The organism is Flavobacterium sp. Sd200, from assembly GCF_009826935.1.
GTDB lineage: Bacteria > Bacteroidota > Bacteroidia > Flavobacteriales > Flavobacteriaceae > Flavobacterium.
In genome coordinates, this window is record NZ_WUMN01000009.1 from 56237 (window position 1) to 72943 (window position 16707).

The following is a 16707-nucleotide window of genomic DNA, read 5'->3' on the forward strand; positions in this document are numbered from 1 at the left end:
TGGCGGCTGTTTTGCTTATCGGTAGATTGCATAATCGGGGAATTATTGTAAAGTAGCTTTTTTCTTTTCGTACCAATAGGTGTAAACAAATGCAAGCAGCACAATTATAGCCGACGCATACATTAAAAGCGGAATGCGGGCGATGATGTCCTGATAATACCAGCCCGAAATAAGTGCCCCCAGGCCAATACCGGCCTCAAGGGCAATATACATAGTTGCCATGGCTTTGCCACGGTGGTCGGGCAGGCTCATGTCTACCGTCCAGGCATTAAGTGCAGGCGATAGTATTCCGGCTGCAATGCCATATACAATAGAGCCAATTAAAAGTCCGGTAAGGTTTTGGGCAAAGCCCGTTAGCGATATTCCGGCGGCAAGCAGTACGAGCCCCAGTTTTATAACGCGAATGCGACCGTATTTGTCTGAAGCCTTTCCTGCCACAAAGCGTATAACTAAAGATGCTATGGTAAACACCATAAAAAACATGCCTTTATTTTCTACGCCAATAGAGGATGTAAAATCTGGCAGGAGCGTCAGGATTACACCACTGCTTATGTAAGCCATAAAAGTAACAATGCCGGCCGGGAGTACCTCTGGGGCAATAATATCTTTACGGGTTATTTTGAGTAGTTTAAAACTGAACTTTTGCTTTACAGCTATGGTTTCTTTAAGATGGGTAAGTATAAGTATAGACAGCAGCGCAAAGGCTGACGATACATAAAATAATATGTTTAATGAAAAATGTCGTGTAAGATAGTCTCCAATAGCAGGGCCAATGGCCATTCCGGTGCTAAAGCACAAACCGTGTATGCCAAGGGCTTCTCCCCAGCGTTCTTTGGGAGCAATATCGGCAACATAGGCAGCAGTGGCAGTAGGTTTAAATCCTGTGCTGAAACCATGAATGAGCCTTAAAAACAAAAAGCCCGATACACTGCCCAGTACAGGATATAATATGCCGCAAACAAAACACACCAGCGATCCAAACGCCATTACAGGCACGCGGCCAACGGTGTCGGTAAGCCGACCGCTAAATGGTCTCGATATTCCTGCTGTAAGAGTAAAAAGCGCAATGATCAACCCTTTATATTCTGCACCACCAAGACTGCTTAGATAGGCAGGCAGTTCGGGTATAAGCATATTAAAGCTTGCCGAAAATAGCAGTGAGCTAAGGCACAGCAATCCGAAATGCAGGTTGTATATGGGGTGGGCGGTTTTTTGCATGTTTTTGAAGACTGCAAAGGTAACGATTTTTAGATTATGAGAGTAAAACGCTAATCTGTTGTATAGCCAAGTTTACTAACAACCAAAAACCCAACGCCTAATACCTAATACCCGGAAAATAATTTTAACTCGTAAACCCTTTACACAAAAACGTTTTTACTTAAATTTGTGACTCAGAATATTACATTAATACCATAGAGCTTATGAATTTTGCTAAAAAACTTTCTATAATGGCTGTTGCAGCCCTGGTGTTTGCAGCCTGTAAAGATACTTCTAAAGACGGAAACCTTGAAACGCCTGCCGAAGGTGTGGTGACCGACAGCACACAAAATAAAGAAACCGCAGCCAACCTCGAAACTGCTACCTTTAAAATAGACGGAATGACCTGCCCAATGGGATGCGCTGCCACTATAGAGCAAAAACTGTCTAAGATGGATGGCGTAGAAAGTGCCAAAGTTGATTTTGACAGCAAAACAGCTACTATATCTTTCGACCCTGCTAAGCAAACTGCCGAGACATTTGTACAAACGGTAGAAAAAATTGCCGATGGTGCCTACAAAGTTTCTGATGTAAAATCATCGGGCGATAAAGCATACTACAATGCTGCGAGCCACGATAAAGACAAAAAGAAAAAGAAAAAAGCTAAAGCTGCCAAAGCCGAAACTAAAGAAGCTAAGGCTGCTTGCGCAGCTGAAGGCAAAAAAGGTGGGTGTTGTGCTGCAGGTGCAGAGGCTAAAAAATCGTGCCACGAAACTAAAGGAGGCAGTCTGTAATTTCTAACAGACACTCAAAAAATAGTAAGCAGCTCTTAGGGCTGCTTTTTTTGTGGTTGCAGGGAATGGTCTTAATATTTTGTGAATTTAAGGGTGTTTGGGTTGTAAAATTTACAAAAACATTATAAAACGCGCTTTTAAGGGTGGTTTATCTTTGTTGGGGAGAGCATACAACTAACTAATTTAATACCCTTAATCATGATAAGAACAGTTATTACCTGCATTTTGGCACTTTTTAGCGGAGGGCTATTTGCACAGGACAGCGTTGATACATGGACGGCATTTGATACTATTGCAGGAGATCTTACCTATACAGGCTTTAAAGACAACAGAGGGGTGGTAAAAATACCACCCGTGTTTACAGGTCGCACGGTTGCGAGAAAATTTGATAACATTATTTGTGCAATGGAGTTTGTAAGCAACCGCTATACGGACCCTGTTTATATAACCAAAACGGGTGCGGTTATAAAAGACAGTATTTATATGTTGGACTATACGTTTGATTGCGAGAGTGAGGGACACATAAGATACAAAGACCCTGAGACAGGAAACGTGGGTATGTTTAACGGTAACGGAAAGGTAGTGGTGCCAGCCATTTATAACGATCTTAGCCGCGTATATAACGGCATGATGGTTGGTCTTAAAGGAGCTGAAAAAGAAACGACTGCCGGTAGCTTTTTTTGGAAAGGCGGCAAAAAGCAACTTTTAAATACCAACAACAAAGTGCTGGTAGACAGTTTGGATAACAGCGGGCATTTAAATTTTTATTCGCTTAAGGTTTCCAATACAAAAGGTAGCGACAGTGCAAGGCGTTATTTTAAAGGACAGGATGGCAAGTATTATTCGTTTACTGATTTTGAGGAAGACCTTAAGGCGTGGGTAAGCAACGACCTTCTTAAAGAACTTACCGAAGAGTGCCTGATATTAAATACTTTTGATACTATAAAATATTCTGATTTTGGTAAAGAAAAAGAATGGGTGTTAGAAGATAAAAATAGCTTTATAAACCGTAATTTTGAAAACGTTAAACGTGGTCTTGCAGACCTTGGTACAAACCCTAAAAACTATATGGTTACAACCGAGATCATCGTGAAGCATATATTTGAGCCAGAAAGCTATAGCGAATATTACAACAATTGTAACGAGATAAAATACTGGCAGTATCCTGTAATGAGTATAACGACCAGAACAGGCAGGGCAAATGCCGATGCACCGCGTTTTTACTTTTTATATACACCAAACGGGTATAAGCTTATTGGAGTGCAGCAGCAGCACAACAGCCTGAAATAAAGAAGCCAAACCAAAAACAAAAATGATAATTTACAACGTTACCTCTAATGTAGACGACAGCATACACGACAAATGGATGGCGTGGATGATGGAAAAGCACATACCAAAAATTATGGAGACCGGTAAGTTTTACAAAATTAAAATTGTAAAAGTGCTGGGAGACGAACAACACGGCGGCGTTACTTATTCGGTGCAGTATTCTGCTGACAGCCGCGAAAAGCTCGACGAATATTACCGTGATCATGCTCCTGAATTCCGTGCTGAGCTAAGACAGCTTTTTGGAGACAAGATTTTACAGTTCAGGACTGAGCTGGAAATTATACAGGAGTTTAAAATGATTTAAAATTAGGGCTGCTTATTGCCGTTATTGTGCAATAACAGCGATATTTGCAGCATGGATAAAGTTAAAGCCAAAAAACACCTTGGGCAGCATTTTTTAAAGGATGAAGGTATAGCCCGCGATATTGCCGATACGCTCTCGTTAGAAGGGTATAGTAAAGTATTGGAAATAGGCCCCGGCATGGGAGTGCTTACCAAATATCTTCTACAAAAAGATACAGAAACTTTTGTTATTGAGATCGATACCGAATCGGTAGAATATCTTAATGCGCATTACCCAAAACTGCATGGACATATCATATCTAAAGATTTTTTAAAATATGATGTGTCTGAAGATTTTGGGGTAGAGCCGTTGGCTATAATCGGTAACTTTCCGTATAATATATCTTCGCAAATAGTATTCAGGACACTTGAACTCCGCGACCGCATACCCGAATTTGCAGGGATGTTCCAAAAGGAAGTAGCAGAACGCATTTGCGAAAAAAAAGGCAGTAAGACCTATGGTATATTATCGGTTTTAACGCAGGCTTTTTATGATGCCGAATATCTTTTTACGGTAGATGAAAACGTATTTAACCCGCCTCCAAAAGTAAAAAGCGGTGTTTTGCGTTTAAGGCGAAAAGAAAATTACCATCTTCCGGTAGACGAAAAACTGTTTTTCAGGGTGGTAAAAGACGCCTTTAACCAAAGAAGAAAAACACTTCGTAACAGTTTAAAAACATACCTGCACTCGCAGGATTTAAAGGAAGATAGTATATTTGACCTCCGTCCGGAGCAACTTTCGGTAGAACAGTTTATAGACCTTACAAAAAAAATAGTCGCCTATGGAGTTTAAGATCAGCAGGGATTTCATTGTACAAATAGAGCAATACGTTAGCGAAAACAAGGAGAAAGAATTACAGAGTCTTCTTGCTGATGTTCACTATGCGGATATTGCCGAGATAATGGGCGAACTGGATGATGCTGATGCTATTTATATATTCCATATTCTTGACAGCGAAAAAACGGCCGAGATACTTCTTGAGCTTGATGAAGAGGTAAGGGAGAAAATTCTTCGTGGCTTATCGCCAAAAGAAATTGCCGAAGAGCTGGATGAGTTAAGTACCGACGACGCTGCCGATATTATTGCCGAGCTTCCTGCCGACATGAAGGAGGAGGTTATTAGCGAGATATTAGACGTTGAACACGCCAAAGACATTGTAGACCTGCTTAGGTATGACGAAGACACGGCGGGTGGTTTGATGGGTAAGGAGCTTGTAAAGGTTAATGAAAACTGGAGCGTTCTCACCTGCGTGCGCGAAATGCGCGAGCAGGCTGTTAATGTGCAGCGCGTACACTCTATTTATGTGGTAGATGACGAGAACCGACTTAAAGGACGCTTGTCTTTAAAGGATTTATTAGTTACCAGTACTAAAACTCCCATAAGTGATGTTTACATTCGTAAAGTAGATTTTGTAAAAGTGAATACACCTGATGTTGAGGTGGCTCGTATAATGCAAAGGTATGACCTTGAGGCCATACCGGTGGTAGATGAGCTTGGACGCCTTGTGGGACGTATTACCATAGACGACATTGTAGACGTTATTAAAGAAGAGGCTGATAAAGATTACCAGCTTGCTGCGGGTATCTCTCAGGATGTAGAGGCCGATGACAGTATTATAGACCTTACACGTGCGCGCCTGCCGTGGTTGGTGCTTGCCCTTTTGGGAGGCTTTGTAAGTGTTAGATTGCTAAATAGTTTTAGCGGTGCCATGAACGACCATAAAGAGCTTTTCTTTTTTACACCGCTTATTGCCGCGATGGCGGGAAATGTTGGTGTACAATCATCGGCAATTATTGTACAGGGTCTTGCCAATAACAGTATTTCGGGTTCATTGTGGAACCGTCTTATAAAAGAAGTATTGCTAAGCCTTTTAAACGGAGCCATACTTGCTGCTATATTAATAGCAGGCAGTCACTTTTTATTGGGAGTGAGTTATGAGGTGGGCTTAACAGTAAGTATATCGTTGGTTTCGGTAATTATAATAGCATCGCTAATAGGTACTTTTGTGCCTATATTGCTAAACAAAATGGGTTTCGACCCGGCACTTGCCACCGGGCCGTTTATTACTACCAGTAACGATATTTGCGGTATTCTTATTTACTTTACCATCGCCAAAGTAATACTTGGTTTTTAGGCGATTAAGGTATGTATGAAAATTCAGTGTGCACGGTTTTAGAGTAATAATCTAAAACGTATAGCTAAGACCAACGCCCAACATTTGTTTCAGCTGAATTTTTGGGCCTGCCTGAACCACGGCACCGTCAACCTCTTTGGTAGAGTTAATATCGTCATCATAAATAATGTTAGTGCCAATATTTGCTTTTACATATTGATTAACCGTCATGTCTAACTGTAGCTGAAAGTTAACGTCTATATTACCAAAATTGTTCAGATAATCGGTATAAAGCGTCATGCGCTGGTCGAGCATAATATTTTTAAATACCTGTCTTTTAAACTGGTTGGTTATTAGTATACCTACCTCGGTACGTGATTTTTTACCGTGTCTTATCAGGTTGCCTTCCTCGTCATAAATGGCTTTTTCAACCCCAAAAGAACCTTTATCGGCAAGCATTTGGTTCAATACCAAAGTGGTTTTATCGGTAACCGGAGAGAAATATGCGTTAAGGCCAAGGTCTTTACGGTTATACTCAGCACCAACCCCTAAAAATATAGTGGCAGGAGCAAATGGTGCCGAAATCTCGGTAGTAGTGTTCGGATAGGCATAACCATTGGCAAACTGGGTATTAAAGTTAAACTTGCCTGCATAATACCAATTAGAAACCGTATCCCTACGGTAGCCAAACGTGGAGTTTATCTGTATCTGGTCGTCGGTTTTGCGTACTTCCTGACCTTCCTGACTGTTAAGCCCGTATTTTAATATAAGCTCGTTATGCCAGCTTATGTTCTTGTAAACATATTTACGGATAAACTGTCCTTTGGTAAGGATGCTTACTGAGTTATTACCCCCCACGGCCCAGTTTACAAAAGCAATCTGGTTAATGTCGGTCCCTATAGTATTGGTAGATTCCCAATGACTGATAGTGTCGGGCAGGGTAGTAGTAATAAGCACCTGGGAGCAGGTAGTTTGAGTAAAGGTGATGAAAAGCAACGACAATGCAATTAGGCAATTCCTGATTCTCATGTAAAACGTTTTAGTAAGTGATTCGGCTGCAAAAATCGTGTTTTTTAGTAAGCCGAAAAAATATCTATTAAAGAATTAACGTCTATTGCGCATAAATGTTGTAACTCAGCTATGCTACCCTGCTCAATAAATGCATCCGGAACGCCTAATGTTCTTATTTTTAGGGTGTAATGCTTTTTTGACGCAAAAGCTACTATTGCGCTGCCAAACCCTCCGGTTATTGTACCGTCTTCTATAGTAATAATTTCTTTGTGCTCTTTAAATGCTTTATGCAGTATGTCTTCATCAAGAGGTTTTATAAACCCAAAATGATAGTGAGAGAACAAGTTGCTGTTTTTTGTAGCTGATAAAGCTTTGGTAACATTATTGCCAATGGTTCCTGTAGAAAGTATTGCAACGCTGTTTCCGCTTTTTAGCTCAGTTGCCTTTCCAACAGGCAATGCTTTAAAAGGTAATTGCCACTGCACATTTTGTGCCCTGCCACGAGGGTAGCGAATGGCAATAGGGTGTGGCAGGCCAAGCTGTGCTGTATAGAGTATATTGCGAAGATCAGCCTCGTTTAGCGGTGCAAAAATTATAAGATTGGGAATGCAGTTTAAGTAGGCTATATCAAAAACCCCATGATGGGTAGCACCGTCTTCGCCTACTAATCCTGCTCGGTCCAGGCAAAATATGACGGGTAGGTTTTGCAGTGCCACGTCGTGTATAAGCTGGTCGTAGGCACGTTGTAAAAAAGTAGAATATATATTGCAAAAAACCACCATGCCCTGCGTTGCCATCCCTGCTGCAAGCGTAACGGCGTGTTGCTCTGCAATGCCTACATCTATAGCCCTTTCCGGGAAAGCCTCCATCATAAACTTCATAGAACTACCCGATGGCATGGCCGGCGTAATGCCAATTATTTTAGGGTTTTCCTGTGCCAGCTCTACCAGTGTAAGGCCAAAAACATCCTGATATTTTGGTGGCAGGTTGCCATCGGCAACGGCAAGCAGTTCGCCTGTAAGCTTATCAAATTTGCCGGGGGCGTGGTATTTAACCTGGTCTTCTTCGGCCTGTTTCAGTCCTTTGCCTTTCGTGGTGATAATGTGTAAAAACTTAGGGCCTTTCTTATCCTTAAGCCTGTTGAGTTCTTTAATAAGCTGGGGTAAATTATGGCCGTCTATTGGTCCGGTATAGTCAAAATTAAGCGACTTGATCATGTTGTTCTGCCGCGGATTTTTACCCTCCTTAACCTGTGTCAGATAATTTTTTAATGCCCCAACGCTTGGGTCTATGCCAATGGCGTTGTCGTTAAGTATTACAAGCAGGTTTGCGTTGGTAACTCCTGCATGGTTGAGCCCCTCGAATGCCATACCCGATGCTATGCTGGCATCGCCAATAACAGCAATATGATGTTTGCCTTCTTCTCCCTTAAGCTGGGAGGCAATAGCCATTCCTAATGCTGCTGATATCGAAGTGCTGCTGTGCCCGGTGCCAAAAGTATCATATTCGCTTTCGCTGCGTTTCGGAAAACCGCTAATACCGTTTAGCTGACGGTTGGTGTCGAAAATATCTTTGCGTCCGGTTAATATTTTATGCCCGTAGGCCTGATGCCCTACATCCCATACCAATTGGTCTTTTGGGGTGTTAAAAACATAATGCAACGCAATAGTAAGTTCTGTAACACCAAGGCTTGCACCAAGATGCCCCTCTTTTACCGATACCACATCTATAATAAATTCACGCAGTTCCTGTGCCAGTTGCGGCAGTTGTTCGGGCGCAAGTTTACGCAGGTCGAGCGGAGTTTGTATGGAGTTGAGTAATTTGCTTTGCATATGGGCAAATTTACAACATTATATGTAATGCTTTAAAATGTGGGTATCAATAACCATTTTATTGCATAATTGCAGATTTTATCATGCTTGAATTAATAATGAATAAAGTAAAACCTCTGGCTTATATTTTTGTGGCATTATAATTGTTTACCTTTGCAAAAATTTTGTGATCAAAATGGACGACGACCGGAAGAAAATACTAATAACCTTACAGGGATAGCATTTTGGCTAATTCCCTGTTATTTAATTTGAGGGAATTGCAATGGTAACGTACTACAAAAACCAAAGCGGGCTAACACATGCCCAAAACCGTGAAGAAGCAAACTGGATAAGCGTTGTTTGCCCTACAGCCAAAGAAAAAGATTTTCTACTTAACGACTTAAAAATACCCGAAGCGTTTTACAACGATATTGAGGATATTGACGAGCGCCCGCGTATAGAGACTGAGGATGGCTGGCACATTATAATAATCCGCATTCCATATAAAAGCAATGATGTAAGGCTGCCGTACACTACCGTGCCGCTGGGATTGGTGTTTAAAGATGATGTGTTTGTATCGATAAGCTTTGCAGAGACTGAGCTTACCAACGATTTTATAGCGTTTACACAGCGCAAGCAAATTGAGGTGCAGGGGCACTTTGATCTTGTGCTAAGGCTGCTACTGTCATCAAGCATCTGGTTTCAGAAATATTTAAAGCAAATTAACCAGCTTATTAAGCTTGCTGAAAACAATCTTGAGAAATCTATTCGTAACGAAGATCTGCAGGCACTTTTACAAATAGAAAAATGTTTGGTATTCTTTATTACATCGCTAAAAGGCAATGAGATGCTTTTTTACCGTCTTCGCAACCTTAAAACTCAAAAAGAGCTATACGATGCAGACCTTGTAGAGGATGTGGAAATAGAACTACGCCAGGCCCAGGATACTACAAATATTTACAGCGATATCCTTACGGGGACCATGGATGCTTACGCTTCTGTTATATCCAACAACCTTAATGTTATTATGAAGCGGCTTACCTCTATATCTATCATATTAATGATACCCACGCTTGTAGCCAGTTTTTATGGCATGAATGTGCCTAACTCATTACAGGAAAACCATAATGGCTTTTATATTATAGCATTGGTATCGTTTATAATATCGGCAGCCGGAGTAATTATGTTTAAAAAGAAAAACCTGTTTTAAATAAATTAAAAACCCCATCGCTCAACAGAGGATGGGGTTATATAGTTTTGTCTTGATCCTAAAATTATTTAGGTATGCTGTCATGATATTGCGTTGGCAGGCCATTGTTCCACAGGCTAAGAATGTCTGTTCCTACAGATGCTCCACTGCCCGCTGCAATAGAAAGCTGGCTGCGTTGCCCGGCAAGGGTTCCTGCAACATACAGGCCTTCGGCAACTAAATGATCATCGTTTGTAAGCTGAATACGGTTTTTCTCCGGTAATGCTTTTTTGTTCGGTATAACATACTGCATTAGTCCTTCAAGGTCAAAATTGCCTGCGCTGCCCAAAGCCATAACCACAATTTTTGCATTATAGGAGCCTTTATTTGTAGTTACGGTAAAGTTTCCGGCAGAGCCTTCCACGTTTAAAACTTTTTCGTTAGCAATTTGCTCAACAGCAGGATAAGCAGTGCTAAGGTGTTGCAGGCTGGTTTCCATTAGGGTACTGCCTAAAGTGCCCGGGGCAATGCCATAAGCATTGTTATAGACGCCGTTTTGCAGCGATGATGCTTTTTGATGGGTAAATATCCCTACCTTTTTCCCTTCGGCATAAGGTCTTTTAAGGGCAGACCCAATAATCAGTGCGCACGAAACGCCCGATACGCCTCCGCCAACTATAAGTACATCAAACATAATATTATCGACGTGAGGTTTTTTGTTCAATTAATTTTGCACTCCTAAAGATCATTAAAATGCATATGGCACATAATGACGCAGCTATGCCAATTAAGGCAATAACACTGTCACCTTCAAACGGGCTGTCAAAATTAAGTTGAGTAATATTAAAGATAATTATGCCCAGTGCAAGCACTGCAAGCGTGTAAACAAAAATTTTCATTACGGTAGTTTTTAATGGGATACAAAGTATCTGGGACACCAAAATTAAGAATTATAAGTGTTATATGAACAATTGTTTAACGTTAGATGCAAATAATTTAACAGCTATGGCTAAAAGTATCACACCAAACACTTTACGTATCACGCCAAGACCGTTATTGCCTAATACTTTTTCTATTTTAGCTGATGATTTTAGTACGGCATACACCAATATAATATTTATAAGTATGGCGACTATAATGTTAATCTTGTCGTATTCTGCGCGCAGCGAAAGCAAGGTGGTCATGGTGCCTGCGCCTGCAATAATTGGGAAAGCTATGGGTACTATAGAAGCTGTGCTTGGGTTATCGTCTTTATAAAGGCGTATGCCCAGAATCATTTCCAGGGCTAAAAAGAACAGCACAAACGAACCTGCTACTGCAAAAGAACTGGCGTCTATGCCAATAAGCTTCAGTATTTCTTCGCCTACAAATAAAAACGCTACCATGATAATAAGAGCTACTACCGATGCTTTTTCAGATTGTATGTGTCCAAGTTTGTTGCGCAGGTCTACAATTATAGGCACGCTGCCTACAATGTCTATAACCGCAAAAAGCACCATGCTTATGGTGAACACCTGTTTAAAATCAAATCCGCCAATTAAGTCGTACTGCATACCTTACATTTTTTGTGGGTGCAAAAGTACCTATAAATAAAGCATATATGTATAAAATGGCGTTAAAAAATTTTAACCAAAATGCTGTACGCTTGTAAAGCTTAAGGTGTTGAAATTTAAGGTGTAGTGTTTGTTGTAAGCAGACTGTTTTGTTTAGTTGCATCATTGTTTTAGAAAACCCTCGTGTTTGTTCTGTATTTTAAAAGAGCAAAACGGGCTTTTTATACTCATTTCAAATAGTGTTAAGTAGGGCAGGGTTTAATTGTAATGTGTCAACTTTGATTTATCTTTGCAGCATGTTTCAACTGGGTAAAACAATTGTCTCCGAAGACATTTTAGAAAAAGATTTTGTGTGCAACCTTTTGGCCTGCCATGGAGGTTGCTGTGTAGATGGTGATGCGGGTGCGCCGCTTAATGAAGAGGAAACCAAAATATTGGAGGAGATATATCCCAAGGTGAAGCCTTTTCTCAGGAAAGAGGGAATTGCAGCTATTGAAGCGCAGGGTGCCTGGGTAAATGGTACTGATGGCGACCTTGAAACCCCGCTTATTGATAATAAGGATTGCGCTTATGTTATTTTTGACGGAAAAACCGCTCTGTGTGGTATTGAACAGGCCTACAATCAGGGTATAGTGGATTGGAAAAAGCCGGTGTCTTGCCATTTGTATCCTATTCGTGTAAAAGATTTTTCAGAATTTTCGGCGGTAAACTACGACCGTTGGGATATTTGCAGTCCTGCCTGTTCTTTGGGTAAGGAACTCGAAGTTCCTATATATAAATTCGTGAAAGAAGCACTTATCCGCCGCTTTGGTATTGACTGGTACATTGAACTTGAAAAGGTAGCTGTTGAACTTAAAGATAATCCTTTGCAGGGCAGGAGGAGATAGAGGTAATAGCATCCGTAATTATTATCTGCTATTTTCAAAATAGTAAACTGCCTTGCCGAATTTAATATCCAACAAAAAAATATTTAAGCATCTCCGTCTTTAAAATGCCTATGTCAATTAATGGCTTTAATCCCCTGTGTTTACTGGTGTTTACGTGTTGCTTATTAAGAATTATTCAAATTTATATATAGTTGTTTTTCAGTAAAATACAAAATTCAAAACATATTTTGGCATTTTTTTAACGTTGTTAAAAACTATACAAAATTGTGGAAAACTATGCTTTTGATTTATAGTTTCAAATGCCAATCTTTGTATTCCGCGAGAGAAATAAACATCATTTTTATAATACCATAAACGTCAATATACTATGTCTGCAATCGAGCCTATACTTCAGGAGAACAAGAACCGCTTTGTGATTTTTCCTATCAAACACCATGATATTTGGGATTGGTACAAAAAAATGGAAGCGAGCTTTTGGACGGCTGAAGAGATAGATTTGCACCAGGATCTTCACGATTGGAACAATAAGCTTACAAACGACGAAAAATATTTTATAAAACACATTCTTGCGTTTTTTGCTGCGTCTGACGGTATCGTGAACGAAAACCTTGCGGAGAATTTTGTAAACGAAGTGCAGTATCCGGAAGCTAAATTCTTTTATGGTTTCCAGATCATGATGGAGAACATTCATAGTGAAACCTATTCTTTACTTATTGATACTTATGTAAAAGATGAGGCAGAGAAAAACCAACTTTTTCATGCTATAGAGGTGTTTCCTGCTATTAAAAAGAAAGCCGACTGGGCGCTTAAATGGATCGAAAGCGAGTCGTTTGCCGAAAGGCTTATTGCTTTTGCTGCGGTAGAAGGTATCTTTTTCAGTGGGGCTTTCTGTTCTATCTTCTGGCTTAAAAAGCGTGGGCTTATGCCGGGCTTAACATTCTCTAACGAGCTTATTTCGAGAGATGAGGGTGTGCACTGCGACTTTGCGGTGCATTTGCATAACCACCACCTTGTTAACCAGGTGCCTAAAGACAGGATCAAAGAGATCATCATTAATGCACTTAATATAGAGCGTGAGTTTATTACAGAGTCGTTGCCGGTTAGCCTTATAGGTATGAATGCCACTCTGATGATACAGTATCTTGAATTTGTGGCCGACAGGCTTTTGGTAGAGCTGGGTTGCGAAAGGCAATTTAATGTGGGTAATCCTTTTGACTTTATGGATATGATATCGCTGCAGGGCAAGACCAACTTCTTCGAAAAAAGAGTGTCTGAATACCAAAAGGCAGGTGTTATCAATAACGGCGAAGATGCCAACAAAATTAGCTTCGACGCTGATTTTTAATCGGTTTTTTTAGAGAGCGGACCAACTAAATTATTCTGGGGCTGCGCCGCACGGCGATGCCTTTACAACTTTAAAATATTTGTGCTTATGTATGTAGTAAAAAGAGACGGCAGGAGAGAGCCTGTAATGTTTGACAAGATTACTGACAGGGTAAGAATGCTTTGCTATGGACTTAACGATCTTGTAGATCCGGTTAAGGTGGCAATGCGCGTTATTGAAGGACTTTATGAGGGTGTAACCACATCTGAATTGGACAACCTTGCAGCCGAGACCGCTGCTTCTATGACGGTGTCGCACCCTGATTATGCACAGCTTGCTGCGCGTATTGCCGTGAGCAACCTGCACAAGAACACTAAAAAGTCGTTCTCGGAAACCATGAGCGATATGTATCATTATGTTAACCCGCGCACTAATCAGGAAGCACCGCTTCTAAGCGACGAGGTATATAATGTTATTATGGCTAATGCCGAGGAACTGGACTCTAAAATTATATACAACAGGGATTTTAACTACGACTATTTTGGATTTAAAACCCTTGAGCGTTCGTACCTGCTAAAAATAAACGGTCAAATTGTAGAGCGCCCACAGCACATGCTTATGCGTGTATCGGTAGGTATTCACCTTGACGATATTGCAGCAGCTATAGAAACGTATGAACTTATGTCTAAAAAGTTCTTTACGCACGCTACGCCTACTTTGTTTAATTCGGGTACCCCTAAGCCACAAATGTCGTCATGTTTCCTTCTTTCTATGAAAGACGACAGTATTGACGGTATTTATGACACGCTGAGGAGTACTGCTAAAATATCGCAGTCGGCCGGAGGTATCGGTTTATCTATACATAATGTTAGGGCTACAGGTTCTTACATTCGCGGCACTAACGGTACAAGTAACGGTATTGTGCCAATGCTTAGAGTGTTTAATGATACTGCCCGCTATGTAGACCAGGGTGGAGGTAAACGTAAAGGAAGCTTTGCCGTGTATATTGAGCCATGGCATGCCGATATTTTTGACTTTCTTGACCTGAGAAAAAACCATGGTAAAGAAGAAATGCGTGCGCGCGATCTTTTCCTTGCCATGTGGATTCCGGATCTGTTCATGAAACGTGTTCAGGAAGACAGTACCTGGACGCTAATGTGCCCTAACGAATGCCCTAACTTGTACAACGTGCACAGCGATGAGTTTGACGCGCTTTACTTAAGCTACGAAGCAGCCAACAAAGGCCGTAAAACGGTTAAGGCTCGCGAGCTTTGGGAAAAAATATTAGAATCTCAAATAGAGACCGGTTTACCATACATGCTGTATAAAGATGCGGCTAACAGAAAATCAAACCAGAAAAACCTGGGTACCATCCGTTCTTCAAACCTGTGTACAGAGATCATGGAGTTTACATCTGCCGATGAAATCGCAGTGTGTAACCTTGCCTCTATATCGCTGCCAATGTTTGTAGAGAACGGTGTGTTTAATCACGAGTTTTTATATAACGTAACCAAGCGTGTTACCAAAAATCTTAATAAAGTAATCGACAGGAACTATTATCCTGTTAAGGAAGCTGAGAACAGCAACATGCGTCACCGCCCGGTGGGGTTAGGTGTTCAGGGGCTTGCAGATGCTTTCATATTGCTTCGCCTGCCATTTACAAGCGATGAGGCTAAACAGCTTAACCAGGAAATATTCGAAACCATATACTTTGCTGCCGTTACCGCTTCTATGGAGCTGGCTAAAGAAGAAGGGCATTATTCATCATTCCCGGGTTCGCCAATATCTCAGGGCGAGTTTCAGTACAATCTGTGGGGGCTTAAAGACAGCGATCTTAGTGGACGTTGGGACTGGGCATCGCTTCGCACCGAGGTTATGGAGCATGGTGTGCGCAACTCACTGCTTATGGCACCTATGCCTACAGCAAGTACATCGCAAATTCTTGGAAACAATGAAGCGTTTGAGCCGTATACCTCTAATATTTATACACGCAGGGTGCTTTCGGGCGAGTTCATCGTGGTGAACAAGCACCTGTTGCAGGATCTTGTAAACCTTGGCCTGTGGAACGAAAGCCTTAAGCAGGAAGTTATGAGGGCTAACGGATCGATACAGCATATAGATATCATTCCTCAGGATATAAAAGACCTTTACAAAACCGTATGGGAAATGAGTATGAAGGATATTATAGACATGAGCCGCCAGCGTGGTTACTTTGTGGACCAGTCTCAGTCGCTTAACCTGTTCATGGAGAATGCTACTTATTCTAAGCTTACTTCCATGCATTTTTATGCATGGCAAAGCGGCCTGAAAACGGGTATGTATTATTTAAGGACTAAGAGTGCGGTAGATGCTATTAAGTTTACACTTAATAACGATAAAAAAGCAGAGCCTGTAGCAGAAGCTGCGCCGGGTGTAGGTGCTGTAAAACCAAAGGCAGCTGCAGAGGCGGTAGAAGTATCTGCTGTAGAGCTAAGCGAATTCCAGGCCATGATAGAGCGCTCGCGTGCTGCAGAGCCGGATGACTGCGAAATGTGCGGATCTTAATACAAACACAATTATATAAACAAGAAAAGGGGCAGCAATGCTCCTTTTTTTGCTATTTTTACACCCCTAAACTATACACAATGCCCACAGATAATTTTGGGAAAGTAGAAGTAACCTACAACATGCTGGCCGATAGAGGTAAACGCTTTGTAAACTTTTTAATGGACAGTATTATATGCTATGTGCTAACCTTTTTGGTAGGCATTTTAGGCAATTGGCTTTATGATACCTATGGCTTTAACGGGCTTGCTATTGGCAATATAGAGGTAAATGCAATAAAATTCAATTTATTGCATTCTGTGCTTTCGGTAGTTTTTTATGGCTTGTTCGAAACGGTAAGTTTGCGTACCCCGGGCAAATATATTACAGGTACAAAAGTAGTAATGTTCAACGGAGAGAAACCCACGCAAACAGCAATCTTTTGGCGCACGCTGTGCAGGCTTATACCTTTTGAGGCTATTACGTTTTTAGGTGCTGCGCCTGTGGGATGGCACGATGGTTTTAGCAAAACGCTGGTGGTTGATATTTATGAATATGAACGAGCATTGCGAAAAAAAAATGCTTCTAAAAATGTTAATAATCCAGGAGGTTAGTATATTTATGCCAACCAAC

The 16707-nt window shown here is 41.1% G+C and carries 16 protein-coding genes; 10 read left to right on the forward strand and 6 right to left on the reverse strand.

The features are described 5' to 3' along the window. Positions 1–42 precede the first annotated feature (42 nt). Positions 43–1218, reverse strand: a complete 1176-nt coding sequence (locus tag GR160_RS17600) for an MFS transporter (protein WP_160751214.1) — start codon at positions 1216–1218, stop codon at positions 43–45. A gap of 203 nt (positions 1219–1421) precedes the next feature. Here GR160_RS17600 and GR160_RS17605 point away from each other — a divergent pair, with 203 nt between their 5' ends. The 5 genes from GR160_RS17605 (at position 1422) to mgtE (ending at position 5797) form a co-directional block, all read left to right on the forward strand. Beyond that, positions 1422–1991, forward strand: coding sequence for a heavy-metal-associated domain-containing protein (locus tag GR160_RS17605; protein WP_160751215.1), 570 nt, complete (start codon positions 1422–1424; stop codon positions 1989–1991). 198 nt (positions 1992–2189) lie between these two features. Continuing rightward, on the forward strand, positions 2190–3281 hold the full coding sequence (locus tag GR160_RS17610) for a hypothetical protein (protein ID WP_160751216.1): 1092 nt from the start codon (positions 2190–2192) through the stop codon (positions 3279–3281). Between the two features lie 22 nt (positions 3282–3303). Further along, positions 3304–3624, forward strand: coding sequence for a DUF4286 family protein (locus GR160_RS17615; RefSeq protein ID WP_160751217.1), 321 nt, complete (start codon positions 3304–3306; stop codon positions 3622–3624). Between the two features lie 51 nt (positions 3625–3675). After that, the gene (gene rsmA, locus GR160_RS17620) at positions 3676–4455 is read left to right on the forward strand and encodes a 16S rRNA (adenine(1518)-N(6)/adenine(1519)-N(6))-dimethyltransferase RsmA (RefSeq protein ID WP_160751218.1); all 780 of its coding nucleotides are present in this window, start codon (positions 3676–3678) and stop codon (positions 4453–4455) included. After that, entirely contained in the window at positions 4445–5797 is a 1353-nt protein-coding gene (mgtE, locus tag GR160_RS17625; protein WP_160751219.1) for a magnesium transporter, read from the forward strand. The genes rsmA and mgtE overlap by 11 nt, the downstream gene beginning before the upstream one ends. Positions 5798–5848: 51 nt before the next feature. On the opposite strand, the gene GR160_RS17630 is transcribed toward mgtE, so the two are convergent. Continuing rightward, positions 5849–6805 carry a DUF3078 domain-containing protein gene (locus tag GR160_RS17630; protein WP_160751220.1) on the reverse strand — a complete coding sequence of 319 codons (957 nt, stop codon included), beginning with the start codon at positions 6803–6805 and terminating at the stop codon, positions 5849–5851. A 44-nt stretch (positions 6806–6849) separates the two neighbouring features. Continuing rightward, on the reverse strand, positions 6850–8619 hold the full coding sequence (locus tag GR160_RS17635) for a 1-deoxy-D-xylulose-5-phosphate synthase (protein ID WP_160751221.1): 1770 nt from the start codon (positions 8617–8619) through the stop codon (positions 6850–6852). 262 nt (positions 8620–8881) lie between these two features. Between GR160_RS17635 and GR160_RS17640 the strand changes: the two genes are divergently transcribed. Beyond that, entirely contained in the window at positions 8882–9808 is a 927-nt protein-coding gene (locus tag GR160_RS17640) for a magnesium transporter CorA family protein (RefSeq protein WP_160751222.1), read from the forward strand. A 64-nt stretch (positions 9809–9872) separates the two neighbouring features. On the opposite strand, the gene GR160_RS17645 is transcribed toward GR160_RS17640, so the two are convergent. From GR160_RS17645 to GR160_RS17655, 3 genes are read right to left on the reverse strand one after another with little or no spacing between them, the layout of a single operon-like run. Further along, positions 9873–10481 carry an FAD-dependent oxidoreductase gene (locus GR160_RS17645; protein ID WP_160751223.1) on the reverse strand — a complete coding sequence of 203 codons (609 nt, stop codon included), beginning with the start codon at positions 10479–10481 and terminating at the stop codon, positions 9873–9875. Between the two features lie 4 nt (positions 10482–10485). Beyond that, positions 10486–10686, reverse strand: coding sequence for a hypothetical protein (locus GR160_RS17650; protein WP_160751224.1), 201 nt, complete (start codon positions 10684–10686; stop codon positions 10486–10488). A 60-nt stretch (positions 10687–10746) separates the two neighbouring features. Next, positions 10747–11340, reverse strand: coding sequence for a MarC family protein (locus GR160_RS17655; protein WP_160751225.1), 594 nt, complete (start codon positions 11338–11340; stop codon positions 10747–10749). 296 nt (positions 11341–11636) lie between these two features. Here GR160_RS17655 and GR160_RS17660 point away from each other — a divergent pair, with 296 nt between their 5' ends. The 4 genes from GR160_RS17660 to GR160_RS17675 all read left to right on the forward strand — a co-directional run bounded on the left by GR160_RS17660 (position 11637) and on the right by GR160_RS17675 (position 16688). After that, entirely contained in the window at positions 11637–12227 is a 591-nt protein-coding gene (locus GR160_RS17660) for a DUF3109 family protein (RefSeq protein ID WP_160751226.1), read from the forward strand. Positions 12228–12594: 367 nt separating this feature from the next. Further along, complete coding sequence (locus GR160_RS17665) at positions 12595–13572, forward strand: ribonucleotide-diphosphate reductase subunit beta (RefSeq protein ID WP_160751227.1); 978 nt, start codon at positions 12595–12597, stop codon at positions 13570–13572. A gap of 87 nt (positions 13573–13659) precedes the next feature. Next, positions 13660–16095: a ribonucleoside-diphosphate reductase subunit alpha gene (locus tag GR160_RS17670; RefSeq protein ID WP_160751228.1), complete on the forward strand. Its 2436-nt coding sequence runs from the start codon at positions 13660–13662 to the stop codon at positions 16093–16095. A gap of 80 nt (positions 16096–16175) precedes the next feature. Beyond that, on the forward strand, positions 16176–16688 hold the full coding sequence (locus GR160_RS17675; RefSeq protein ID WP_160751229.1) for an RDD family protein: 513 nt from the start codon (positions 16176–16178) through the stop codon (positions 16686–16688). Positions 16689–16707 lie beyond the last annotated feature (19 nt).